Origin of the sequence: Mesorhizobium sp. LNHC252B00 (genome assembly GCF_000502955.1) — a bacterium.
Taxonomy (GTDB): domain Bacteria; phylum Pseudomonadota; class Alphaproteobacteria; order Rhizobiales; family Rhizobiaceae; genus Mesorhizobium.
In genome coordinates this window covers 28,278-49,974 of the sequence record NZ_AYWO01000002.1, presented here as the reverse complement: position 1 = coordinate 49,974, position 21,697 = coordinate 28,278, and the positions used below count along the sequence as shown (strand labels likewise).

The 21,697-nt window shown below is 63.1% G+C and carries 22 protein-coding genes and 1 tRNA gene; 14 read left to right on the top strand and 9 right to left on the bottom strand.

Annotated features, from left to right (window positions below; all coding sequences use genetic code 11):
* Positions 1 to 128: 128 nt before the first annotated feature.
* A complete protein-coding gene (locus tag X744_RS166390; RefSeq protein ID WP_006328497.1) occupies positions 129 to 686 on the top strand; it encodes an HNH endonuclease in 558 nt (185 codons plus the stop codon).
* 163 nt (positions 687 to 849) lie between these two features.
* Here X744_RS166390 and X744_RS166395 read toward each other — a convergent pair whose 3' ends face one another.
* Together X744_RS166395 and X744_RS166400 are read right to left on the bottom strand one after the other, a co-directional pair.
* The gene (locus X744_RS166395) at positions 850 to 1,368 is read right to left on the bottom strand and encodes a disulfide bond formation protein B (protein ID WP_023757202.1); all 519 of its coding nucleotides are present in this window, start codon (positions 1,366 to 1,368) and stop codon (positions 850 to 852) included.
* Positions 1,369 to 1,403: 35 nt separating this feature from the next.
* Positions 1,404 to 1,991 (bottom strand): YqaA family protein, encoded by a 588-nt coding sequence (locus X744_RS166400; RefSeq protein WP_023757201.1) that lies wholly within the window; start codon positions 1,989 to 1,991, stop codon positions 1,404 to 1,406.
* 254 nt (positions 1,992 to 2,245) lie between these two features.
* Between X744_RS166400 and X744_RS166405 the strand changes: the two genes are divergently transcribed.
* Positions 2,246 to 2,330, top strand: a tRNA-Leu gene (locus X744_RS166405).
* A gap of 52 nt (positions 2,331 to 2,382) precedes the next feature.
* On the opposite strand, the gene X744_RS166410 is transcribed toward X744_RS166405, so the two are convergent.
* The 3 genes from X744_RS166410 to X744_RS166420 all read right to left on the bottom strand — a co-directional run bounded on the left by X744_RS166410 (position 2,383) and on the right by X744_RS166420 (position 6,646).
* Complete coding sequence (locus tag X744_RS166410) at positions 2,383 to 3,732, bottom strand: hypothetical protein (protein ID WP_023757200.1); 1,350 nt, start codon at positions 3,730 to 3,732, stop codon at positions 2,383 to 2,385.
* 233 nt (positions 3,733 to 3,965) lie between these two features.
* Entirely contained in the window at positions 3,966 to 5,246 is a 1,281-nt protein-coding gene (locus tag X744_RS166415; protein ID WP_023757199.1) for a GNAT family N-acetyltransferase, read from the bottom strand.
* Positions 5,246 to 6,646 carry a lipopolysaccharide biosynthesis protein gene (locus X744_RS166420; RefSeq protein ID WP_023757198.1) on the bottom strand — a complete coding sequence of 467 codons (1,401 nt, stop codon included), beginning with the start codon at positions 6,644 to 6,646 and terminating at the stop codon, positions 5,246 to 5,248. The genes X744_RS166415 and X744_RS166420 overlap by 1 nt, the downstream gene beginning before the upstream one ends.
* 366 nt (positions 6,647 to 7,012) lie before the next feature.
* Here X744_RS166420 and X744_RS166425 point away from each other — a divergent pair, with 366 nt between their 5' ends.
* Positions 7,013 to 8,038, top strand: a complete 1,026-nt coding sequence (locus X744_RS166425) for a hypothetical protein (protein WP_023757197.1) — start codon at positions 7,013 to 7,015, stop codon at positions 8,036 to 8,038.
* Between the two features lie 461 nt (positions 8,039 to 8,499).
* Here the strand turns inward: X744_RS166425 and secA are convergent, their stop codons facing one another.
* A complete protein-coding gene (gene secA / locus X744_RS166430; RefSeq protein WP_023757196.1) occupies positions 8,500 to 11,232 on the bottom strand; it encodes a preprotein translocase subunit SecA in 2,733 nt (910 codons plus the stop codon).
* A gap of 247 nt (positions 11,233 to 11,479) precedes the next feature.
* Between secA and X744_RS166435 the strand changes: the two genes are divergently transcribed.
* Positions 11,480 to 12,397 carry a peptidylprolyl isomerase gene (locus X744_RS166435; RefSeq protein WP_023757195.1) on the top strand — a complete coding sequence of 306 codons (918 nt, stop codon included), beginning with the start codon at positions 11,480 to 11,482 and terminating at the stop codon, positions 12,395 to 12,397.
* A gap of 78 nt (positions 12,398 to 12,475) precedes the next feature.
* Here the strand turns inward: X744_RS166435 and X744_RS166440 are convergent, their stop codons facing one another.
* Positions 12,476 to 13,075: a TetR/AcrR family transcriptional regulator gene (locus X744_RS166440; RefSeq protein WP_023757194.1), complete on the bottom strand. Its 600-nt coding sequence runs from the start codon at positions 13,073 to 13,075 to the stop codon at positions 12,476 to 12,478.
* 492 nt (positions 13,076 to 13,567) lie between these two features.
* On the opposite strand from X744_RS166440, the gene argJ reads away from it, so the two are divergent.
* From argJ to X744_RS166465, 5 genes are all read left to right on the top strand, one after another.
* Positions 13,568 to 14,809 carry a bifunctional glutamate N-acetyltransferase/amino-acid acetyltransferase ArgJ gene (gene argJ, locus X744_RS166445; RefSeq protein WP_023757193.1) on the top strand — a complete coding sequence of 414 codons (1,242 nt, stop codon included), beginning with the start codon at positions 13,568 to 13,570 and terminating at the stop codon, positions 14,807 to 14,809.
* A 29-nt stretch (positions 14,810 to 14,838) separates the two neighbouring features.
* Positions 14,839 to 15,591 (top strand): GNAT family N-acetyltransferase, encoded by a 753-nt coding sequence (locus X744_RS166450; protein WP_031259569.1) that lies wholly within the window; start codon positions 14,839 to 14,841, stop codon positions 15,589 to 15,591.
* Positions 15,592 to 15,614: 23 nt separating this feature from the next.
* A complete protein-coding gene (locus tag X744_RS166455; RefSeq protein WP_023757191.1) occupies positions 15,615 to 16,037 on the top strand; it encodes a (deoxy)nucleoside triphosphate pyrophosphohydrolase in 423 nt (140 codons plus the stop codon).
* A gap of 129 nt (positions 16,038 to 16,166) precedes the next feature.
* A complete protein-coding gene (locus X744_RS166460) occupies positions 16,167 to 16,481 on the top strand; it encodes a hypothetical protein (RefSeq protein ID WP_023757190.1) in 315 nt (104 codons plus the stop codon).
* Positions 16,482 to 16,590: 109 nt separating this feature from the next.
* Positions 16,591 to 16,776 (top strand): Flp family type IVb pilin, encoded by a 186-nt coding sequence (locus tag X744_RS166465; protein WP_023757189.1) that lies wholly within the window; start codon positions 16,591 to 16,593, stop codon positions 16,774 to 16,776.
* A 28-nt stretch (positions 16,777 to 16,804) separates the two neighbouring features.
* Here X744_RS166465 and X744_RS166470 read toward each other — a convergent pair whose 3' ends face one another.
* Positions 16,805 to 17,680, bottom strand: a complete 876-nt coding sequence (locus X744_RS166470; protein ID WP_023757188.1) for a methyltransferase domain-containing protein — start codon at positions 17,678 to 17,680, stop codon at positions 16,805 to 16,807.
* A gap of 63 nt (positions 17,681 to 17,743) precedes the next feature.
* Between X744_RS166470 and X744_RS166475 the strand changes: the two genes are divergently transcribed.
* From X744_RS166475 to X744_RS166490, 4 genes are read left to right on the top strand one after another with little or no spacing between them, the layout of a single operon-like run.
* A complete protein-coding gene (locus X744_RS166475) occupies positions 17,744 to 18,544 on the top strand; it encodes a ComF family protein (RefSeq protein WP_023757187.1) in 801 nt (266 codons plus the stop codon).
* Between the two features lie 26 nt (positions 18,545 to 18,570).
* Positions 18,571 to 18,840, top strand: a complete 270-nt coding sequence (gene grxC, locus X744_RS166480) for a glutaredoxin 3 (protein ID WP_023757186.1) — start codon at positions 18,571 to 18,573, stop codon at positions 18,838 to 18,840.
* Positions 18,841 to 18,851: 11 nt separating this feature from the next.
* Entirely contained in the window at positions 18,852 to 19,715 is an 864-nt protein-coding gene (locus X744_RS166485) for a carbon-nitrogen hydrolase family protein (protein WP_023757185.1), read from the top strand.
* Positions 19,712 to 20,137, top strand: a complete 426-nt coding sequence (locus X744_RS166490) for a DUF1178 family protein (protein WP_023757184.1) — start codon at positions 19,712 to 19,714, stop codon at positions 20,135 to 20,137. The genes X744_RS166485 and X744_RS166490 overlap by 4 nt, the downstream gene beginning before the upstream one ends.
* Before the next feature lie 4 nt (positions 20,138 to 20,141).
* Here X744_RS166490 and X744_RS166495 read toward each other — a convergent pair whose 3' ends face one another.
* Positions 20,142 to 20,627: a MarR family transcriptional regulator gene (locus tag X744_RS166495; protein WP_023757183.1), complete on the bottom strand. Its 486-nt coding sequence runs from the start codon at positions 20,625 to 20,627 to the stop codon at positions 20,142 to 20,144.
* 97 nt (positions 20,628 to 20,724) lie between these two features.
* On the opposite strand from X744_RS166495, the gene X744_RS166500 reads away from it, so the two are divergent.
* Complete coding sequence (locus tag X744_RS166500; protein ID WP_023757182.1) at positions 20,725 to 21,639, top strand: DMT family transporter; 915 nt, start codon at positions 20,725 to 20,727, stop codon at positions 21,637 to 21,639.
* Positions 21,640 to 21,697 lie beyond the last annotated feature (58 nt).

Genomic DNA, 21,697 nt, shown 5'->3' with positions numbered 1-21,697 from the left:
AACCGCAAAAAAGCATGAAAATCCTATCTTTTTGCTGCTTCGACGACGCGACAATCCGCTTCACATCCCTGTCATGTCGGGCTTACAGTATCCTCGCCGTTCGGTTCTAGAACCAAGGAGGTAAACACGTGACGGTTGCCGTATCTCCGGATGGGCTTCCAGCACTGGTGCTGAATGCGGATTACCGTCCGCTCAGCTATTACCCCTTGTCGCTCTGGTCCTGGCAGGACGCGATCAAGGCGGTGTTCCTCGACCGGGTGAACATCGTCGCCGAATACGAGCACGCCGTCTCCTCGCCGACCTTCTCGATGAAGCTGCCGAGCGTGGTCAGCCTGAAGGCCTATGTGAAGCCGTCAAGGCATCCGGCCTTCACCCGCTTCAACGTCTTCCTGCGCGACCGCTTCCAGTGCCAGTATTGCGGCACGCCGGAGGACCTGACCTTCGACCACGTCATCCCCCGCCACCGTGGCGGTGCCACGACCTGGGAAAACGTCGTTGCCGCCTGCTCGCCCTGCAACCTCAGGAAAGGCGGCATGATGCCGGCGCACGCCAAGATGTGGCCGCTGCAGAAGCCTTTCCAGCCGACAGTGCATGATCTGCACAATAACGGCCGCCTGTTCCCGCCCAACCATCTGCATGAAAGCTGGATGGATTATCTGTACTGGGATGTCGAACTCGAACCCTGAGATCGTTCGAGAATTCAGGAGGCCGGCCGTCTGGAGCGATTGTCTGCGCTTCCGATGCTCACGGACCCAAATGTCCGCTCCGCTTCGGTTCTCGACAATCACTCCATACGACTCAGCCTGCCGAATTCTTTGAACGATCTCGCGTCGGCGCTATCGCGCTACATCAGTCGCGCGTGAAAGCGCCGCGGAAGGCGACGGCGGCGAGGATCAGGCTGGCGATGGCGTTCCAGCCGGCCAGCGACAGGCCAAGGATGCGCAGCGCCGCCTTGTCGCAGGATGGCGGCACGAATTTGTCGAGTGCGTCGAGCACGCCCTTGCCGCCGGTGTCGACCGGTCCGGCACCCGCGGTGCAATCGGTCGGGCCGGCCCACCACTGCCATTCGACGCCGGAGTGATAGACGCCGAGATAGAGGCCATAGAGCATCAGCAGGCCGCCGACAGCCAGCAGGCCGCGCGTCAGCCAGGCCGGTGCGTGCAGCATCGAGGCAATCGCCGCCAGCACCATCAGCGGCACGCCGATATAGTAGGGTGTGCGCTGCTCCAGGCAGAGGTGGCAGGGAATGTAGCCGCCGAGATACTGGAAGCCGAGTGCCGAGCCGACGGTGGCGGCCATGGCGACGGCGAGGAACAGAGCCGTGCGCGTCCGCTGGCGCCCGGCGTCGGCATTCATGGTCGCTGTCATCTCAATCGGCTCCGTCCGGCTCGCAATGGCTGTCTTCAGAGGGCGTATTTGACGGTTATATAGAGCAAAATCAGGGCGGCCGCCGCGGTGCCTGCAATCAGGCCGAGGCGCTTTTCGATGAAATCGCGGATCGGCTCGCCATAGCGGCGCAAAAGCCAAGCGAGCAGCAGGAAGCGACCACCGCGCGCCACGATCGCCAGCACGGTGAACAGCAGCAGATTGACGCCGATGACGCCCGACAGGATCGTCACCACCTTGATCGGCGGCAAATGGGCCGCGCCCGAAGTGATCAGCATCAGGATGATGAAACCGACACCCGCGCCCGCGCGCAGCGTCTCGAACTCGTCGTATTTGCCGTAGAATTCGAGGATCGGCCGCGCCACCGCGTCATAGGCATAGTGGCCGATAAACCAGCCGGCGATGCCGCCCAGCACCGAGGCGACGGTGGCGATCAGCGCATAACGGTAGGCGCGATCCGGCCGCGACAGCGCCATCGGCAGATAGAGCACGTCGGCCGGCACCAGGAACACCGAGCTTTCGACGAAGGCGATGAAGGCCAGCCACCATTCGGCGGATTTGCGGGCCGCCAGCGACAAGGTCCAGTCGTAAAGTCCGCGAAGCATCGCCACTCCTAACGCATGTCGCCCAAAATTGCGCAGCGAACTTCTCCGGCAGCCGCGCTTTGATGCGCCGCTTGTCTAGAAAGATTTGCCGCACTGCACAATGGCAGCGCCGTCACGAAATCGAAAGACGCAGTTTGGTCGCATCCGGCATGCCGGAGAATTCATGCCGGAGAATTGGCCAGCCGGAGAATTGGCCAGTTGACGAACAGGCCCCCAACCGTATAGTCCCGCGCCATCCAGGCCGCCCGGCCTGAGCCCCTATGGCGGAATTGGTAGACGCGCTCGACTCAAAATCGAGTTCCGCAAGGAGTGCTGGTTCGATCCCGGCTAGGGGCACCACTGCCTTTTCGAACAACCGGCGTTGCAATCCGAAAAATTTGACCTTCAGCGATCAAGACGCTTTGCGCACTCCGGCGGGATCGCCGTCGTTGGCCGCGCTAAGCTCACCGGTCGCCAGCAGGTCCAATTCGTCGAATGCCCGTTCGAGATCGGCACTCACATCCGCGGCCGGTCCGCTGTGCCGGTCCTGGCGCGTCTGCGTTTCCAGCCTGTGTTGAAGCTCGCGGTTCTCATCGCGGCAACGGGCATGGGTGAGCTCGTCGGTCATGCCACGCAAGCGCAGGTCCGCGAGTTGAACCCTCACCGCGGCATAGTCCTTGCGCGCCGCGTCGCGCTCCTCGCGTAATTTCGCGATCTCGGCTTGCGAAGCGCGGCGCCAATACTCGGCTGCTTCCCCGGCACCGTCCCCGACATGGCTCGTCGGTGCGCGCACCACGGCGTGATCGACGAGCAGAGTCGTGGTCCGGCGCTGGAGCGAGCGCAATTCTCTCTCGAATCCCGCGGCCCGCTCTTGCGCGGCGGCGGCGCAATCGTTGAGAACGCCGCGCTCATGCTCGGCCGTGGACAGCCGCGCTTGCAGGTCTTGCTGCACCGCCATCTGCCGCGACAGTTTGCCGGTCAGTTGCTCGTTGAGGAGCTGGTAATCCGCGACCTTGGCATGAAGCAACATGGCCGCCTGTTCCAGGCCGGCAAGCCGCGATGCAACGTCCTCACGCGCCCGCTCGGCGGCTTGCCTGGCCATGATCTCATCGGCAAGCTGCTCGGAGACCCGCGCCAGATTGCGTCCCAGGCGCTCGACCTCGACATTCGCCTTGAGGAACCGCGCTTCGCGCTGGTTGGCGTGCCTGTCGGCCTCCGCAATGGCCTGACGGGCCCTGTCGAGTTCGACCTTCAGGTCGGCGATGGTCGCGCTCGCGATCGACAGCTCGCGCGATTTCCGCTCAAGTTCTTTCGAGGCGCGATCATGCAGGTGTTCGAGCCTGGCCGTCGCCCCTTGCAATTCCCATGTCTCGGTATCGAGCGCGTCGGCATGGCGCGTCCGCGCATCGAGCCTGACCAGATAGTCCTGCAGGGAGGACCATGCTTGACGCGACAATTCCAGCCCTTCCGCCACGCCTTTCAAATGGGCGGCCAAATCGTCACCGGAATGCAGAATCGACTGATGGCTGGACAAGGGGGAGGAAAGGTGCCTGCCCTGGCCCGTCTGAATTGAAGCGGGGGAAGCAGCCAGCGGATCCGACTGGGCCAATCTGTTGGGCTTCTCTTCGAAGAAAGGCGAAGCCGTGCCGGCTTGAATGCTTCGGATCAGCTCTTCCAGCGCGTCATCGTCGCGTCTTCGGACAACGGCACTGGCCTCTGCACTGATGTGCCGGGCGCCGTTGGCCTCATGATTCAGCGACATTTTTCTCTCATCGCTACCGAATCACTGAAGTATCGCGGATCAACAACAAGATTGCGAGTAGATTTTGCCGGCAGTCGCTGAAAAAGTGCTGTCGAAAAAATCTCGTTTTTTTATGAACAGACGTCAATATTACCATCGACTGTTGGGAATCGAAGTAAGTTCTCGGCCACCTCTATCAATTATCCACGGCTTGCAGCGAAATATGCCGTTCTCTCGGGACCGCGCCTGGCCGCCTACCGCCGTCCCAGCAAGCTCTTCATGCGGTTGCGCAGCAGGCGGGCCATGTTGCGGGTCTCGCGGTAGAGGTGCAGCTGCGAGGCGGCCTGGCGGGTGAGGCGGTCGGCGTCCGGCGTCAGGCCGATCACCAGCGTGCCCATCGGCTTGCGCTCGGCCCACAGCCGGCTCATCACCGGATGGTCGGGCACAGCGCAGGAATCGGTCATCATGATGTTGGGATCGTCGAGATGCTGCCTGGTCACCTCGATCGTCAGCAGCGTGCCCGGCGAATAGGCGGCCAGCGTCTCGTCATAGGCCGTTTTCCAGGTGTAGGCGACGCCGGTCTCGACGAACACGATCAGGCAGGCGATGGTGCGGCCGTCGAGCGTCAGCGAATGGATGCGGCACATGTCCTGCTCGGCCAGCCGGTGCACCGCCTCGCGGGCGAAGGCGGCGCGGTAGCGGTCGATCGCCATGGCGGTGCGTTCGCGGCCCTTCCAGCCGGCCGCTTCCAGCGTCAGGAAGCTTTCGATGGCGTGGCAGATATCTTCGGGTCCGCGCGCCACGACATGCTCCAGCCTGCCGAGGTTGCCAAGCCGCCGCTTCAGCCGGCGGAACTCGCGATAATGGTGCGGGCGCAGCGAGGCCTTGAGGTAATCGTCGCCGTCGGCTTCGCTCTCCAGCGCCGGGCGCTGCGTCTGGCCGGTGGTGACCAGCATCAGGCCGCGCGTCTCGGCCACGGTGGCAATCAGGCTCGCCGCCGGGCCGTCGAGCCGGATGTCGGGCAGGACGAACACTTTCGGCAGCTTGAGGTGCGGGCGCGACAGCATCGAGAAGAAATCCTCGACGACGCCGACCGGATCGTCACGGTCGACCAGCGGCGTGCCGAGCGGACCGAACGGGCTCGACCATGTGCGCATGACCGGCACGCCGAGCGGCATGGCCGGCCGCTCCACCGAGAACGGCACCAGGAGGCGCAGCCGGTTGCGGTATTCATCGCCGTCGCGGATGACCGCCAGCCGCACCTCGCGATCCTCCAGCCGCGGCATTGCGGGTGCCAGGAAGCGCGGGTTGAAGAAGACGTTGGGCTCGACCGTGCGGGCGCAGAGATAATCCAGTTCCTCGACCAGGTCGAAGCCGGCCGATGCCGGATAGATGGCGAGTTTGCGCTCGGGCCGGTTGTTGGCGAGGATCTCGATATGGGCAGGGTCGGGGTCGCGGGCCAGTCCGGCAAGGCCCGACACCATGGCGCCGGCGGTGCCGCCGCTGGTTTCCTCAAGCAACGGGATGGCGGCCATCACGCGGCTCCTTTCGCAGGCACGAAGATGAGCATGACGATGCCGAGCTTGCGCCACACCGTGAAGGACAGCGCGCTGGCTTCGAAGATCATGGCAAAGGCGGTGGCCATGGCCGCGCCCCACAGGCCGAACATCGGGATCAGCACGACGTTGAGGCCGATGTTGAAGGCCAGCGTCATGGCATAGACGGCGGCGCAGATGTTCTGGTTGCCGCTCATCGTCAGCAGGCTTTCGCACGGGCCGACGGCGGCGCGGGCGACGACGCCGAAGACGAGCAGGAATAGCAGGGGATAGCCGCTGCTGAATTCAGGGCCGAACAGCACCAGCATCGGCTCGCCGAGCGCCAGCACCAGCAGCGCCATCAACAGCGATGGCCAGAACGTCCACGACACCGTCTCGCGGGCAAAGGCGGCGAGCCTTTGCGGGTCGCCATGGGTGAACTGCGCATAGCGCTGGGCAACGCCGGCCTTGACGGCGAAATAGACGAAATGCACCAGCGCCAGCGTCTTCACCGTGGCGAAATAGACGGCGACGTCGTTGGGATCCATATAGGCGCCGACCATCAGCACGTCGGCATTGGTGAGCAGGAAGAAGAAGCTTTCGACCAGGAAGATCGGCAGCGAGACGACGAACCATTGCGCGAAATGCACTTTCATCGGCCCGGCCGGGATCTGCCGTTCCATGCGCTGGGTGACGCCGAAGAGCTGGCCAAGCGTGGTGGCGTAGGTGGCGGCGATCGAGGCGAAGATCGCCGTCCTGGCGTCGGGCGAATAGCCCGCTAAAAGCATCAGCGCCATGAACAGCAGGATCAGGATGGGTCGCACGAGATAGGTCGGCGACAGGGCAAACAGCGCCCAGCTGTTGGCGCGTGCCAGTCCCGACAAGAGGTCCGACATGGCGATCATCGGCAGGCAGATGACGCCGAGGATGAACGGGATCACATAGTAGTTTTCGATCCAGGGTGCCGCCAGCCAGACGCCGAGCGCGCCGAGCCCGGCGATGAGCGTGGAGGCGATCAGCACGAACAGGCGGCTGGCCAGCACGATGCCGCGCAGTTCGTCCATCAGGCCGCGCTCGCGGTATTCGGGAATGAAGCGGATCACCGAGGTGTGGAAGCCGAGACAGGCGAGGTTGCCGACGATCACCATCGTCACCCAGACGAGGACGAAGATGCCGTATTCGAACGAGCCCATCCAGCGCGCCATCAGCACCTGGCTGATGAAGGCGATGACGGCGCTGACGATGCGGATGGAGAAGGCGATGACCGACATGCGGCCGGCCTCGCCGCGCTCGTCGGCGGTGAACAGCACGGCATCGATGCGGCCAAGCAGCGGCCGCATGCGCAGCGCCCAACGCTGCGGCAAGAACCGCCCGGCAGTCGTGGCCGCGGAAAAGCGCACCCCGATTTCTCTCCGTTTTCCGCTTCTTTTTCAGGGTTGGGTGTAGCGGAGACACATTAAGAAACGGTTGGGTGGGGAGTGGTCCGCGCAGCGGACGAAAAGCCAACGATTTGGCTTTTCGAGCGACGAACGCCCGGAGCCATAGTGAAGGGCCGGCAAAGCCGGCGGTCCACCACACGCGTATACGTCATGCCGTTGCCATCGCCATCACGATCTGCATCGCGTGCGCTTGATGCCAGTCATGTTCCCTACCGTTCGGGTTAACCGGCCTGTCAGTACCGTATTCCCGATATTTTCCTTGCCATACCCAACGGAGCGGCGGCGTGATATCCCCAAAGATCATGTTTGTGGCTTTAGGGTATCGCGATGGCATCCATCCCCGACTTTTCGGTTCGCGACCTGAAACTGCAGGAGATCACGAAGCTTGCTCATGAAAATTGGGAATTGCCAGACATAAAGTTGCCGAGCTTAGTGCCAGTCGCCAAGGCGTTCAGAGCAAATATTGCACGCGTTCGATTTCTTATGTTGCTCCCGACTTCAATAGCCGGAGGAATGGCTCTGACCCAAAGAGTCAATGACATTGCCGAGTTCGAAGTGACGGGCTCTGTAGTGCAAGACGAGTCCTCAATTGCCTCCAACGTAGCAGTCAAAATAACAAAACGCCGTTCGGAAATTCTCGGCGCCCACAACGCCGCAACATTAGCAAGAATGGGTCAGTCTGATTGGGATGAAAAAGCAGGAGAATTTCATTTCGCCGCTGCAAAATCGCTAGATGGACTTACTGAAACGCCAATTGGCGCCTATGGATTTCTCGATATACTGGTTGCCCATACGACAGGGACATGGACAGCAATCGAGACAATGCTCGGCGACCTGTGGGAGGCCGCACTAAACGCTCATCCAGATGTTCTATCGTCGTTAAAAGGAAACGCGACGCGGACTAACTCATCCTCCAAGGGAGCCTTTGACCAGAGCAACGCAAAACTCGAACTAAAATCCATTCCGCTAAGCCTAGTTGAGAAGCATAGGTTCGATCTACGTTCCAGTATGGGTTCGATTTTCCGCCAGCAGCGCCGTTTCGAATTCACCAGGCTTTCGTCCATCAGAGAGGCATACGCCAGCGCGTTCAGCGAAAAGTTTGGTCGCATCGACAAGGCGCTCGGTAACAAGGCGCTTGATGAACTGAGCGCTGTCAGGAACGTTATGGTTCATAGAGCTGGCTTTGCAGACCCAGAATATATGGGCAAGTTGCGACGCCTAGATATCCCGAAGAGTGAACTCGGTAAGCCTGTTCTATTGGATGGAGAGAATGTTTCTAAACTAATACGCAACGCGATAGGGACCAGCAAGGATCTTATGATAGCTGTAGAGGATTGGATTACTCGGTATTAACAGGCAACGAGGCGATCAAGCGCTTTGCGACAAAGCACAGGATCTTTTCTCCATGTTCGGTCATCACGACTCCAGTGTCACCGCAATTTAATCTTTGCCGCGTTTTCAGAAATCACAGCCTGTATGGGGTTTGACGATTTTTCGCGCTGGTGTCGACGGCGGAGGCTGCATCGGCTGTAAAGCATTGTCTGCCTTTGCTGGCAATATGTCCTGTTCGAGCAGCCGCCCGGATAGGGTTTCTGTCTTCTCATCTCATTTCCAGCTGGTTCTTAAGATTGGCTAAGCAACGAACACAGCAGAAATAGCAACGTAGAGTCGAAAGAAGTTTTTAAAGTGATAAAATACCTTGCCAATACGCGGCAAGGCGTATTTTAATCAATCTGAGATCGGCTAATTGCCCGTCACTCGCCTGCCGGCACCTTCTCCCCGTGAACGGGGAGAAGGGAAAGAGGCGGCCGCGCTTACGCGAAGGCGCCGTGGCAGTGCTTGTATTTCTTCCCCGAACCGCAGGGGCAGGCTTCGTTGCGGCCGACCTTGCCCCAGGTGGCAGGGTTGTTGGGGTCGCGGTCTTCGGGGGCGACGATGGCGGTTGTCTCCGGGCGGACCAGCAGCGCCGTCTCGCCGCCTTCGAAGTCGTTCTCGCCGGTGGTGCCGTCGATATGGGTGCCGAACATGTCGGGGGCTTCGGGCGGCGGCGCTTCGGCGGCCTGGCGGACCAGTTCGACGCGCATCAGCTGCGCGGTGACGGCCTGGCGCAGATTGCCCAGCATCGCCTGGAACAGCTCGAACGCCTCGCTCTTGTATTCCTGCAGCGGATCGCGCTGGGCGTAGCCGCGGAAGCCGACGACCGAACGCAGATGGTCGAGATTGACGATGTGCTCGCGCCACAGATGGTCGAGCGTCTGCAGCACCACCGAACGTTCGACATAGTTCATCACCTCCGGGCCGAAGCGCTCGGCGCGCTCCCTGGCGGCGGCGTCGGCGGCCTGCGCGATACGCTCGCGGATGTCGTCCTCGGCGATGCCCTCTTCCTTGACCCACTCTTCGATCGGCAGGTCGAGGTTGAGGAATTCGGCGGCCTCGGCCTTCAGGCCGGCAACATCCCACTGCTCGGCATAGGCGTTTTCGGGAATGGCCTTGGCGACGATCTCGTCGATGACGCCCTCGCGCATCTCGGCGATGGTCTCGCTCAGGCCTTCGCCGTCCATCAGCTCGATGCGCTGCTCGAACACCACCTTGCGCTGGTCGTTGGAGACGTCGTCATATTTCAGCAGATTCTTGCGGATGTCGAAGTTGCGCGCCTCGACCTTCTTCTGCGCCTTTTCCAGCGCCTTGTTGATCCACGGATGGATGATCGCCTCGTCTTCCTTGAGGCCGAGCTTCTGCAGCATGCCGTCCATGCGCTCGGAGCCGAAGATGCGCATCAGGTCATCCTGCAGCGACAGGAAGAATTTCGAGCGGCCGGGGTCGCCCTGGCGACCGGAGCGGCCGCGCAGCTGGTTGTCGATGCGGCGCGATTCGTGGCGCTCGGTGGCGAGCACGTAGAGGCCGCCGGCGGCCAGCGCCTTTTCCTTCAGGCGCTCGACGTCGGCCTGGATTTCCTTTTCGCGTGCTTCGCGCTCCGGACCGGCCGGCATGTCGCCGAGTTCCTCTTCGATGCGCATCTCGGCGTTGCCGCCAAGCTTGATGTCGGTGCCGCGGCCGGCCATGTTGGTGGCAATGGTGATGGCGCCCGGCTTGCCGGCCTGGGCGACGATCGCGGCCTCGCGCTCGTGATGGCGGGCGTTGAGCACCTCGAAACCGGTGAAGCCTTCCTTGCGCAGGCGCTCGGCCAACTGCTCGGACTTTTCAATCGAAGTGGTGCCGACCAGCGTCGGCTGGCCCTTGGCACTAGCCTCGCGGATCTCCCGGACGATCGCCTTGTATTTCTCCTCGACCGTCCGGTAGACCTCGTCGTCCTCGTCGATGCGGATGACCGGCAGATTGGTCGGGATCTCGGTGACGTCGAGATTGTAGATGTTGCCGAATTCCTCGGCCTCGGTCAGCGCCGTGCCGGTCATGCCGGAGAGCTTCTTGTAGAGGCGGAAATAGTTCTGGAAGGTGACGGAGGCGAGCGTCTGGTTCTCCGGCTGGATCGCCACATGCTCCTTGGCTTCGAGCGCCTGGTGCAGGCCCTCCGAATAGCGACGGCCCGGCATCATGCGGCCGGTGAATTCGTCGATGATGACGATCTCGCCGTTGCGCACGATATAATCCTTGTCCTTCTGGAACAGCCGGTGCGCCTTCAGCGCGTTGTTGACGTGATGGACGATGGCGACGTTCTCGACGTCGTAGAGCGACTCGCCCTTGAGCAGGTCGGCGTCGCGCAAAAGGTTTTCGAGCTTCTCGGTGCCTTCCTCGGTGAAGATCGAGGTCTTCTGCTTCTCGTCGATCTCATAATCCTGCGGCTGCAGCTGGATGATGAAGGTGTCGATGGTGTTGTACATTTCCGAACGGTCCTCGAGCGGACCGGAAATGATCAGCGGCGTGCGCGCCTCGTCGACCAGGATGGAATCGACCTCGTCGACGATCGCGTAATTGTGACCGCGCTGCACCATCTGGGCGCGCTCGTACTTCATGTTGTCGCGCAGGTAGTCGAAGCCGAGCTCGTTGTTGGTGGCGTAGGTGACGTCGGACGCATAGGCGATGCGGCGTTCCTCGTCGGACAGGCCGTGCACGATGACGCCGACCGAGAGGCCGAGGAATTTGTAGACGCGGCCCATCCATTCGGAGTCGCGGGTGGCGAGGTAATCGTTGACGGTGACGACATGGACGCCGTTGCCGGCGAGCGCGTTCAGGTAGACCGGCAGCGTCGCCACCAGGGTCTTGCCTTCGCCGGTGCGCATCTCGGCAATGCCGCCATTGTGCAGCACCATGCCGCCGATCAGCTGGACATCGAAGGGTCGCATGCCGAGCACGCGGCGCGCCGCCTCGCGCGCAGTGGCGAAGGCTGGCACCAAAAGGTCATCGAGCGTGGCGCCGTTGGCGATGTCCTGGCGGAATTTCGCGGTGCGGCCGACCAGCTCCTCGTCGGAGAGCGCCCGCATCTCGTTTTCCATGGCGTTGATCGCCTCGACACGGGGCCGGGTCGATTTGACCCGACGGTCGTTGGAGGAACCGAAAACCTTACGGGCGAGACCGCCGAGACTGACCATCCAATGGTCCTTTCGATAGAATTCTCAAACATGAGATGAGCGCCGGCCGGCCCCATCAACTCCACGTGAACGTGGACAAACGCAAAAAGCGCCCGGAAAACGGTTCTGGACGCAAAGTCGTTGGACAGATAAGAGGGGGCTCAACTGATGTCAACGCCGCGCTGGGCCTGCCGGGCGCGCCAAATTCCGCCACAATCTGGCTGATCTGGAAGCCACCCGTCCTTACAATCCCCACCGGAGTCGTCTTATGTCCTTGTTGTTCCGCCGTGCGTCGCTTGCCAGCCTTGGCTTGGCCTTCGGCCTGTCGGCCCTTTCGCTGTCGCCGCTGATGGCGCAGCAAACCGCTCCCGCTCCGGCGGATGCAACTGCGCCGGCCGCGGCACCGGTCGATCCGAATACGGTTATCGCCACGGTCAACGGCCAGCCCTTGACCGAGGCCGACCTGGTGCTTGCCGAAGGCGAGCTGTCGCAGCAGTTTGCACAGCTGCCGCCCGAACAGCGCCGCGCCGCCGCTCTTTCGGCCGCCATCGAAATCCGGGTCATGGCCGCCCAGGCGGTCACGACAGGGCTCGACAAGGATCCCGACTTCCAGCGCCGCATGGCCTTCCTGCAGCAGCGCGCGCTGCATGGCGAGATGGTCGAGAAGGGCGTCGTCAACAAGGTCACCGACGCCGAGGTTCGCGCCCGCTACGACCAGGAAATCGCCAACACGCCGCCCACCAACGAGGTGCATGCCCGCCATATCCTCGTTAAGACCAAGGAAGAGGCCGATGCCATCATCAAGCAGCTCGACGGCGGCGCCGATTTCCAGAAGCTCGCCAACGAGCACACCAGCGATCCTTCAGGCAAGACCAGCGGCGGCGATCTCGGCTGGTTCGGACCCGGCCAGATGGTGCCGGAGTTCGACAAGGCGGCCTTCGCGCTCGAGGTCGGCAAATACACCGAGCAGCCGGTGCAGTCGCAGTTCGGCTGGCATGTCATCAAGCTCGAGGACAAGCGCACCAAGCAGCCGCCGGCCTTCGACGACGTCAAGGACCAGGCCAAGCAGGCGGTCATCCGCGACAAGTATTTCGCGCTGGTCAAGTCGCTGCGCGCCGGCGCCAAGGTCGAGATCCCCGACGCGAACCTGAAGAAGGCGGTCGATACGCTGGAAAGCGCCAAGTAAGCCTGCAGGAAGTTTTTTGAAGAGGGGCGCGGCAGCCAAGGGTTGCCGCGCCCTTTTTTCGGCCAGCATCGGCCGATTTTACCTTCCGGGCGCCGCTATGCCTCGCATGATGTAACCGACTGCCTTGCGTATGGTCGCTTCGTCCTCGTCGAGCCGGTTGGTCAACAGATCCTTCCAGGCAAAGGAGGCGATCAGGTCGGCGACAACAGCCGGATCGATTTCGGCCGGGATTTCGCCCCTTGCCTTGGCGCGTTCGACGATCTGACCGGTATGGGACCGTCGGCCCAGTGCATAGTCGCTGAGCGCAGCCGCCGCCGTATCATCCGACTGAGCCTCGGCGATCAGCGACCTGAACACGCTGCCCGACGATGTCTCGCGCCAGTGGGCGAACAAATTATTCACGAAGCCGACGAGATCCTCCTCCAGTCGCCCGGTATCGGGAACATCGACGCGTTTCTGGCGCTGGTAGACTTCGAGCAGCAATGCCGCCTTGCTCGGCCACCAGCGGTAGATGGTGGGTTTGCCGGCGCGGGCCCGCCGCGCCACCGCCTCGATCGAGAAACCGGCGTAGCCGGCCTCGACCAGCACGGCCTCGGCGGCCTCGAGAATGGCATCGGCGCTGTCGGGGTTGCGTCGCGCACCGATCGATCTGCGCGCCGGATCGGCGTCCTCGGCCATTTCTGTCGTCCTCGCCACCAAGTTTGCCGGCAGCATAGGTGACCTGGCGCTCAAACGAAACGCCGCGTTTTCAAACTTCTGGACGGCGGTGATGGTCGCGCCAGGCAACGAACCCGCGTTAACTTTGTCCCTTGAAGCCCCTACGTGTTGGGCGGAGAAGCTCCTAACGCAAAACCCGCCTGCGCGGCGGGTCACTGGCGCAATCAGCACCATGGCTGAATATCTAGCATAGCTGCCCTCATGGGTCAAGGAAAAAATTCCTATCTGGATGATGGGGAGAACTCGCCGATGCTATGTTCGAATTCGCGCTTGGCGAGGTCATTGCCCTCGATGACCTCATAACGCCATAGCTCCCGGCGACGCCAACAGATTTGAAATGCACGCTTAATCCCGAGTTGGCCCGTCCTGCAAAGCGAAGACAACGCCCTTGCGCCCGCGCGGCGTATCGGGCAAACCGGCCTTCCCTTGCGATTTTTGCCGCCCGAGGTCTGCATGTCCACGACGATTTCGCCGCTTGCGCCGAAGAAGTACCCCAAAATGCCGGCCATTGAGGGGGTGCGCATCGCCACCGCCGAGGCGGGGATAAAGTACAAGAACCGCACCGATCTGCTGACCATGGTTTTCGATGAAGGCACCGCGGTCGCCGGCGTGTTCACGAAGTCGAAATGCCCCTCGGCGCCGGTCGATTTCTGCCGGCAGAATCTCAGCGCCGGCAAGGCGCGGGTGCTGGTCGTCAATTCCGGCAACGCCAACGCCTTCACCGGCAAGAAAGGCCGCGAATCGACCGCATTGACGGGCGAGGCGGCGGCCAAGGCGGCCGGCTGCAAGGCAAGCGAGGTTTTCCTGGCGTCGACCGGCGTCATCGGGGAGCCGCTCGACACCAGCAAATTCAGCCATCTGCTGGCGGGGCTGGTCAGCAACGGCAAGCCCGACCTGTGGACCGAAGCGGCCAAGGCGATCATGACCACGGATACCTATCCGAAAGTGGCGACCGCGACCGTCAAGCTCGGCGACACCGACGTCACCATCAACGGCATCTCCAAGGGCGCCGGCATGATCGCGCCCGACATGGCAACGATGCTCTCCTTCGTCGCCACCGACGCGCCGATCGCCGCCCCTGTTTTGCAGGACCTGTTGTCGCGCGGCACGGCGAAGACCTTCAACGCGGTCACCGTCGACAGCGACACCTCGACCAGCGATACGCTGCTGATTTTCGCCACCGGCAAGGCCGCCAAGCGCGGCGCGCCTGATATAACCGATCCCAAGGATGCCCGCCTTGGAGCGTTCCGCCGGGCGCTCGGCAAGGTGCTGAAATCGCTGGCGCTGCAAGTGGTGCGCGACGGCGAGGGCGCCCGCAAGCAGGTCGAAGTCACCGTCACCGGCGCCAAATCGGCGCGCTCGGCCAAGCGCATCGCGCTGTCGATCGCCAATTCGCCGCTGGTCAAGACGGCGGTCGCCGGCGAGGACGCCAATTGGGGCCGCGTCGTCATGGCCGTCGGCAAGGCCGGCGAGCCCGCCGATCGGGACCGGCTGTCGATCTGGTTCGGCGACAACAGGCTGGCGCATGAAGGCGAGCGCGATCCTGCCTATTCCGAGCAGGCGACGTCAGCCTACATGAAGCGCGACGATATCCGCATCCGCGCCGATATCGGCATCGGCCGGGGCAAGGCGACGGTGTGGACCTGCGATCTCACCAAGGAATACGTCGCCATCAACGGCGATTACCGGAGCTGATGGTCTTGGGCTCCAGGCATCCGGCAAGCATGCTCGCGATCGTGCGCCGCTACGAGGCGGCCGGCTTTCGCGCCTGGCCTGCAGCGGCCGTCCACTATGACGGCACCTGGGTGGTGCGGCTGACCGCCGGCCATCCGGCCAAGCGGCTGAACTCGGTCAACCCGCTCGATCCCGGTGACACCCAGCACATTGCCGACCGTATCGGCCGGGCCAGCCGCCGTTTCGATGCCTATGGCAGGCCGCTGACGTTTCGCATGTCGCCGCTGTCGGGTCCCGAGCTCGCCATCCATCTCGACAAGGAAGGCTGGAGCCGGTTCGACGAGTCGCTGGTGATGCGGCTGCCGCTGGCCGACGCGCACCTCGACGCCGCCATGGACCAGATTCCGCTGAAAGACATCAGCCGCTTTATCGGCGCCTCGCTCAAGGTCAGCGGTTCGGATGTGTCGCTGCGGCCTGGGCTGTCGGAGATCATCGGTGCCATCCAGCCCGAGGCCGGCCTGTTCGCGCTCGAAGATGGAACCGAGTCGCTGGCAACGCTTATCTGCGTGCATGACGGCGACCTCGCCGGCCTGTTCGAGGTCGCCACCGACAAGTCGGCGCGCAACAAGGGCCACGGCCGCAACCTGATCCTGTCGGCGCTGAAATGGGCGCGGTTGCGAGGCGCACGGGAAGCCTGGCTGCAGGTCGAGGCCGGCAATGTGCCGGCGCTGGCGCTCTACCATTCGCTCGGCTTCGACGAGGTCTACCGCTACCACTACCGCCGGCCGCCTGTTTATGGGTGAAGGTGGCATGGGTGAAGTTGGTCATGAGTGATGTGATGATCGCCGGCAAGCGCATGCTCCTGGTCGCCGCCTGCGCGCTGGTCGATGCCGACGGGCGCGTGCTTTTGGCGCAGCGGCCCGAGGGCAAGCAACTTGCCGGGCTGTGGGAATTTCCAGGTGGCAAGGTCGAGCCCGGCGAGACACCCGAACAATGCATCATTCGCGAACTGCATGAGGAAATCGGCGTCGAAACCGACATTCCGTGCCTGGCGCCGCTCACCTTCGCCAGCCATTCCTACGACGATTTCCACCTGTTGATGCCGCTTTTCATCTGCCGCCGCTTCCGCGGCATTGCCCAGCCGAGGGAAGGGCAGGCGCTGAAATGGGTGCGGCCGAAGCAGATGCGAGACTACCCGATGCCGCCGGCCGATGCGCCTCTGATCCCGTTCCTCATCGACCTTCTTTGAGCGCGCTCCCGTCCGATTGCCGATCGAGCCCTCGTATCAGCCAGCGTTAATGGAAGATTTATCTCATCGTGAAAAATTGAAGCATGGCCGTTTCACGGTCGCGCCGCCGATTTGCTGGGGAGCGATAGCATGAGCCTAGACAGGGATTGGGACTCGATCCGGCCAGAGCGCGGCTTTCGCGCCGCCGATGCGGGCATGGGGATATTGCGCATCACGCTGCTGTTCGGTTCGGCTGCGGTGGCGCTGGCGCTGATCGCGACTTCTTTCCTCGACAACCAGACACGCCCGCTGTCTGCCCGCGACGGTCTTGCCGGGCTCGACATGACGGCCACCGGCTCACTGAGTCATCGCGAAACCTATACGCTGCGCCGCAGTGTGCTGCAGCCGCAGCCCGGTTCGGTCTGCATCATCAGGTCCAATGGCAGAAGCAGCGGCGATTGCTGACATGGTTAAGACTTTTCGCGAACGCGGCTGTTTCACGGCCTGTTAAGCCTTTGCCGTTAACCTTTCTTAACAGATCGCCGGTAAGGTCCGGGCCAGAGGGGTTCAGGCCATGAAAGCAGTGCTGCTGCGTTTTCTGAAAGACGAGACCGGCGCCACGGCCGTCGAATATGGCGTGATTATCGCTGTGCTGTCGCTGGCCATCGTCGGCGGCATCGGTCAGGTCCGCGACGGGATCATCTGGCTGTTCAGCGACAACAGCAGCAGGCTTGCGAACGCTTTCGCACCCACCCCCTGATCCAATTCTTCCGCGATTGCGGGCAGGATCATTGCCCGTCTGGCGCCTCCAGGATCGCCTTCAGCGAAACCTTGGCCGAACCCGGCTTCAGCGGTTTTTGCTGCGATGCGTCGGGCGCCCAGCCGGACATCCAGACAATCGAGAAACTTGCCCTCACGCGGCCGTCGGGGTCGGAGAACCGCTCTGCGTAGATTTCCGCCGCGCGGGCAAACAGCGTGCGCGAGCCCGGCCGCCGGCTGCGATCGGTGAGCGCATTGGTCTCGCCCATGGCCCGCAAATCCGCCATCAGGTTGAACAGGCTGGCGTAGCGCACCGTCACCGTCTCGACATCGGCGACCGGCAGAGCAAGGCCGGCGCGCTGCAGAAGCGCACCGGCCTCGCGCACGTCGGTGAACGGGATCACACGCGGGCTGGCGCCGCCATAAAGCTCGGTCTCTGCCGCAAGCAGGCTTTCGCGCAACTCGAAAAGCGTGCCGGCGCCGGCAAAGGCGCCGAGGAAAAGCCCGTCCGGCCGCAATGCGCGGCGGATCTGGATCAGCATGCCGGGAATGTCGTTCATCGCCTGCAGCGACAGAAGCGAGACCGCCAGATCGAGGCTCTCCGCCTCGAACGGCACGGTTTCGAGTGGTGCGATCATGCCGGCGCCGCCATCGTTCAGGAACGTCCTATCCGTCTCGACGCGGACAATGTCGGCGACCTTGCCGCTTTGGGCGAGCATTTCGGTTGCAGCCGGTGTCTGGCAGAACAGCACGGCGGCCTTGCCGAACCGGCGCTCGACGGCACCAAGGCGGTCGGCAAGGTCCTCTGCGGTGCGGCGCATGAGGAAGTCCGCGCCGTCGACCGGATGGGCAAGCGCGCGCCGCTTGTGCGCCAGCCACAGAGAGGTATCCATTATCGGCTGCAACGGGCAGATCCTTGTTTGTCCACGCCTATAGATCGTTGATATAGTGATCGCAGGACCAACCACGTGGCCGATCCGATGCCCAAGATCAAGTCCGTCGAGATCCGTAGTTTCGCCCGATCGGCTCTCGGCTGGCCTGCGCGCATCCTGTTTCCGCCGGTCTGCGCCGGCTGCCGAAGGCATGTCTCGCAGCCCGGCGTGCTGTGCGGCGCCTGCTGGCCGAAGCTCAGGCTGCTGGAACGGCCATGGTGCCCGGTGATGGGCACGCCGTTCACCCACCATATGGGCGAGGGCTTTCTGTCCGCCGAGGCCATTGCCGATCCGCCGCCTTTCGAGCGGGCGCGGGCGGCTGTGGCCTATTCCGGCGTTGCCCGCCAGATGGTGCAGGGGCTGAAATACCAGGATCGCACCGATCTCGCGCCATGGATGGCACGCTGGATGGTGCGCGCCGGTGCCGATCTCATCGCGCAGGCGGATGTGGTGGTGCCGGTGCCGCTGCACTGGCGGCGCTTTTTCAGGCGGCGGTTCAATCAATCGGCGGAATTGGCGAGGGCGGTCTCGGCGCTCAGTCATTTGCCGTTCGCGCCCTCGGCGGTGCGGCGCGTAAAACTCACCCGGCAGCAGGTTGGGCTGGAGCGCAGCGAGCGCGAGGAGAATGTGCGGGCCGCCTTTCGCGTGCCCGCCGAGGCGGAAATCGAGATCGCCGGCCGCCGCGTGCTTTTGATCGACGATGTCTACACCACCGGCGCCACCGTGCGTTCCGCCACCAAGGCGCTCAAAAGGGGAGGTGCGGCCGCCGTCGACGTGCTGACCTTCGCGCGTGTGTTGCCGGGGGACTTCCGGGCGGACGAGTCCGTGACTATATAAGTCGGCAACGACAGCGGAAATTCGTCATGGCCGAAGTTACCATCTACACCCGCATGATGTGCGGCTATTGCACGGCAGCCAAGCGGCTGCTCGAACGCAAAGGCGTTGCCTTCACCGAGCACGATGCCTCCTTCTCGCCGGAACTGCGCCAGGAGATGATTTCCCGCGCCCGTGGCCGCTCGACCTTTCCGCAGATTTTCGTCGGCGACACGCATGTCGGCGGTTGCGACGACCTCCATGAGCTGGAAGCCGAAGGCCGGCTGGACAAACTGCTCGCCAATGGCGCGACGAATTGAGGAAGATGGCGATGGGTGTTTTCAAGGCCGCTGCAATCCAGATGCGTTCAGGCGAAAGCCCCGAGCGCAACGCCGTCGATCTCGAGCGGCTGGTGCGTGAGGCTGCTGGCCAAGGTGCGACTTACATCCAGACGCCGGAGATGACCGGCGCGCTGATCCGCGACAGGCAAGCCCGCGCCGCGTCCTTCACGTCCGAGGACAAGGATGTCGTCGTCGCGACCGCGCGCAGACTTGCCAAGGAGTTCGGCGTCTTCCTGCATATCGGCTCGACCGCCATCGCGCGCGCCGACGGCAAGCTCGCCAACCGGGCGCTGCTGTTTGGCCCGGATGGCGCTACGCTCGCCACCTACGACAAGATCCACATGTTCGACGTCGATCTCGACAATGGCGAGAGTTGGCGCGAATCCTCTGCCTATGAGCCGGGGACCGAGGCTGTCGTTGCCGAGATCGAGGGCGCGAAACTGGGCTTCGCGATCTGCTACGATCTGCGCTTTCCGCAATTGTTCCGCGCCGAGGCACTGGCCGGCGCCGATCTGCTTTCCGTACCTGCCGCCTTCACCCGCCAGACCGGTGAGGCGCACTGGCATGTGCTGCTCAGGGCGCGCGCCATCGAGAACGGCGCCTATGTCGTCGCCGCCGCGCAAGGCGGCTTGCATGAAGACGGCCGTGAGACCTATGGCCATTCGCTGGTCGTCGATCCGTGGGGCCGTATCATCGCGGAAGCCGCACATGATGAGCCGGCAGTGATCGTCGCCGAAATCGACCCGGCGCAGTCGCTTGCCGCGCGCAAGAAGATCCCCAATTTGAAAAATGCGCGGGATTTTGCCGTCAACGGCTCGGGCGAGGCGCCGCGTCTCAGGGGTGCAGCCTCTTGATCCGTTTTTCCCTGATCTGCGAGCATGAGCACGAATTCGAAGGCTGGTTTCGCAGCAACGAAGATTTCGATACCCAGAAGAAGCGCGGCTTTGTCGATTGCCCGACCTGTGGCTCGCACAAGGTGCAGAAGGCGCTGATGGCGCCGGCCGTCTCCACGGCGCGCAAGCAGGAAACGATCGCGCTCGCCATGGGCGAGGCGCAGAAGCAGGCTTTGGCGCAACTGAAGGCGATGGCCGAGAAGGTGCGCGAGAATGCCGACTATGTCGGCGACAAATTCGCGGAGGAAGCCCGAAAGATCCATTTCGGCGAAAGCGACCCGCGCGGCATCTATGGCGAGGCGACGCTGGACGAGGCCAAGAGCCTGGCCGAGGACGGCGTCGAGTTCATGCCGATCCCGGTGTTCCCGGACGACCGCAACTGAGCGGCTAGCTGACGCTGCCGATCAGCTTTTCAAGCAGCCGAGAGAGCGTTTCCTTTTCTGCCTGCGTCAGGCTCGCCAGAATCTTGTGCTCGTTGGCAACATGGGCGGTAACTGCCTCGTCGATCAAAGCCAGCCCCTTTTCGGTCAACCGCACGACGATGCCGCGCCGATCGTTGGGGTGTGGCCCGCGCAGGATCAATCCGGACGTTTCGAGCCGGTCGAGCCTGTTGGTCATGGCGCCGGACGTCACCATCGTCGCTTCATAGAGGGCGGTCGGCGTCAGCGCGTAAGGCGAGCCAGAGCGGCGCAGTGTGGCCAGCACGTCGAATTCCCCGGACTGCAATCCATAACGGGCAAACAATGGACCGAGGTGCTCGCGGGCGATCAGCGAGGCGGCCTCGTTCAGCCGCCCGAGCACTGCCATGGGCGAGACATCCAGATCGGGCCGCTCCCGCTTCCATTGCTCGATCGCCCTTGCTGCCCTGTCCAACTGTCTCACCATCATATATCTTGACGTTAAGAATCTTTCCATTATCTTACCTCAAGATGCAATGCCGGCCAAGGGCCGCTCGCAACAGGGTTCGATGATGAAATTTCTCTGGGATTCGCCGCTCGGACTGCTGGTCGTCACCGGCGGTTTGCTCGGCCTGACGCTGCCATTCGGCAAACTCGCCACCGCTGCCGGCGTGCCGGCCATGGTCTGGGCTTTCGTCATCTCGCTTGGCGCCGGCGGCGTGCTGTTGTGCGCCTTGCTGCTACGCGGCCAGCGTGTCCGGGTCACGGCGCACGAACTGCGCTATTTCTTCGTCACCGCGGCGGTGTCCTATGCCGTGCCCAATCTCCTGATGTTCTCGGCCATTCCGCATCTTGGCGCCGGCTATACCGGCATCATGTTCACCCTGTCGCCGGTCATCACGCTGGTGTTCTCCATCCTGCTGCGTGTCCGGCGCCCGAACATGCTGGGCATTGTCGGCATTGCCGTCGGCTTTGTCGGCGCCGTCATGGTGGCGGTGACGCGCGGCGAGGCCGGCCAGCCGGCCGATCTGGTCTGGGTGGTGATGGGGCTGCTCATCCCGGTCAGCCTTGCCGCCGGCAACATCTACCGCACGGCCGACTGGCCCCACGGCACCGGCCCCATCGAGCTTGCCGTCGGCAGCCACCTGGCATCGGCGGCGATACTGCTTGTCGGCATTCTGGCTGTGTTCGGCGTCAAGGCCTTCGCTCCCCTGAGCGGCGTGCCGATGGTGGTCGTCGCGCAGGCTGCGTCGGCGTCGGCGATGTTCGCCTTCTTCTTTAGGCTGCAGGCGGTCGGCGGTCCGGTCTACCTCAGCCAGATCGGCTACGTGGCGGCGGCCGTCGGCCTGTTTGCCGGCACGATCTTCCTCGGCGAGCAGTATCAGTTGCTGACCTGGGCGGGCGCGGTCATCATCACCGCCGGCGTTTTCATCACCACCAGTGCACAAAATCAGATCAGCACGAAGTCGCAAAGCCAGCCTGCGTGAGCGGCTTCGCCACCGGGTATCGGCCGAGCCGCCCAGGGCGATCTATTGGCGCGGTGGC

What these genes read in the sequence shown, in the direction of transcription:
- X744_RS166400 (WP_023757201.1), bottom strand. Translation starts at nt 1,991, where the DNA reads ATGCTTCGCGGACTTTACGACTGGACCTTGTCGCTGGCGGCCCGCAAA.
- X744_RS166410 (WP_023757200.1), bottom strand. Translation starts at nt 3,732, where the DNA reads ATGTCGCTGAATCATGAGGCCAACGGCGCCCGGCACATCAGTGCAGAG.
- grxC (WP_023757186.1), top strand. Translation starts at nt 18,571, where the DNA reads ATGGCCGAAGTTACCATCTACACCCGCATGATGTGCGGCTATTGCACG.
- X744_RS166425 (WP_023757197.1), top strand. Translation starts at nt 7,013, where the DNA reads ATGGCATCCATCCCCGACTTTTCGGTTCGCGACCTGAAACTGCAGGAG.
- X744_RS166435 (WP_023757195.1), top strand. Translation starts at nt 11,480, where the DNA reads ATGTCCTTGTTGTTCCGCCGTGCGTCGCTTGCCAGCCTTGGCTTGGCC.
- X744_RS166395 (WP_023757202.1), bottom strand. Translation starts at nt 1,368, where the DNA reads ATGACAGCGACCATGAATGCCGACGCCGGGCGCCAGCGGACGCGCACG.
- X744_RS166440 (WP_023757194.1), bottom strand. Translation starts at nt 13,075, where the DNA reads ATGGCCGAGGACGCCGATCCGGCGCGCAGATCGATCGGTGCGCGACGC.
- X744_RS166485 (WP_023757185.1), top strand. Translation starts at nt 18,852, where the DNA reads ATGGGTGTTTTCAAGGCCGCTGCAATCCAGATGCGTTCAGGCGAAAGC.
- X744_RS166455 (WP_023757191.1), top strand. Translation starts at nt 15,615, where the DNA reads ATGAGTGATGTGATGATCGCCGGCAAGCGCATGCTCCTGGTCGCCGCC.
- X744_RS166415 (WP_023757199.1), bottom strand. Translation starts at nt 5,246, where the DNA reads ATGGCCGCCATCCCGTTGCTTGAGGAAACCAGCGGCGGCACCGCCGGC.
- X744_RS166450 (WP_031259569.1), top strand. Translation starts at nt 14,839, where the DNA reads ATGCTCGCGATCGTGCGCCGCTACGAGGCGGCCGGCTTTCGCGCCTGG.
- X744_RS166465 (WP_023757189.1), top strand. Translation starts at nt 16,591, where the DNA reads ATGAAAGCAGTGCTGCTGCGTTTTCTGAAAGACGAGACCGGCGCCACG.
- X744_RS166500 (WP_023757182.1), top strand. Translation starts at nt 20,725, where the DNA reads ATGAAATTTCTCTGGGATTCGCCGCTCGGACTGCTGGTCGTCACCGGC.
- argJ (WP_023757193.1), top strand. Translation starts at nt 13,568, where the DNA reads ATGTCCACGACGATTTCGCCGCTTGCGCCGAAGAAGTACCCCAAAATG.
- secA (WP_023757196.1), bottom strand. Translation starts at nt 11,232, where the DNA reads ATGGTCAGTCTCGGCGGTCTCGCCCGTAAGGTTTTCGGTTCCTCCAAC.
- X744_RS166460 (WP_023757190.1), top strand. Translation starts at nt 16,167, where the DNA reads ATGAGCCTAGACAGGGATTGGGACTCGATCCGGCCAGAGCGCGGCTTT.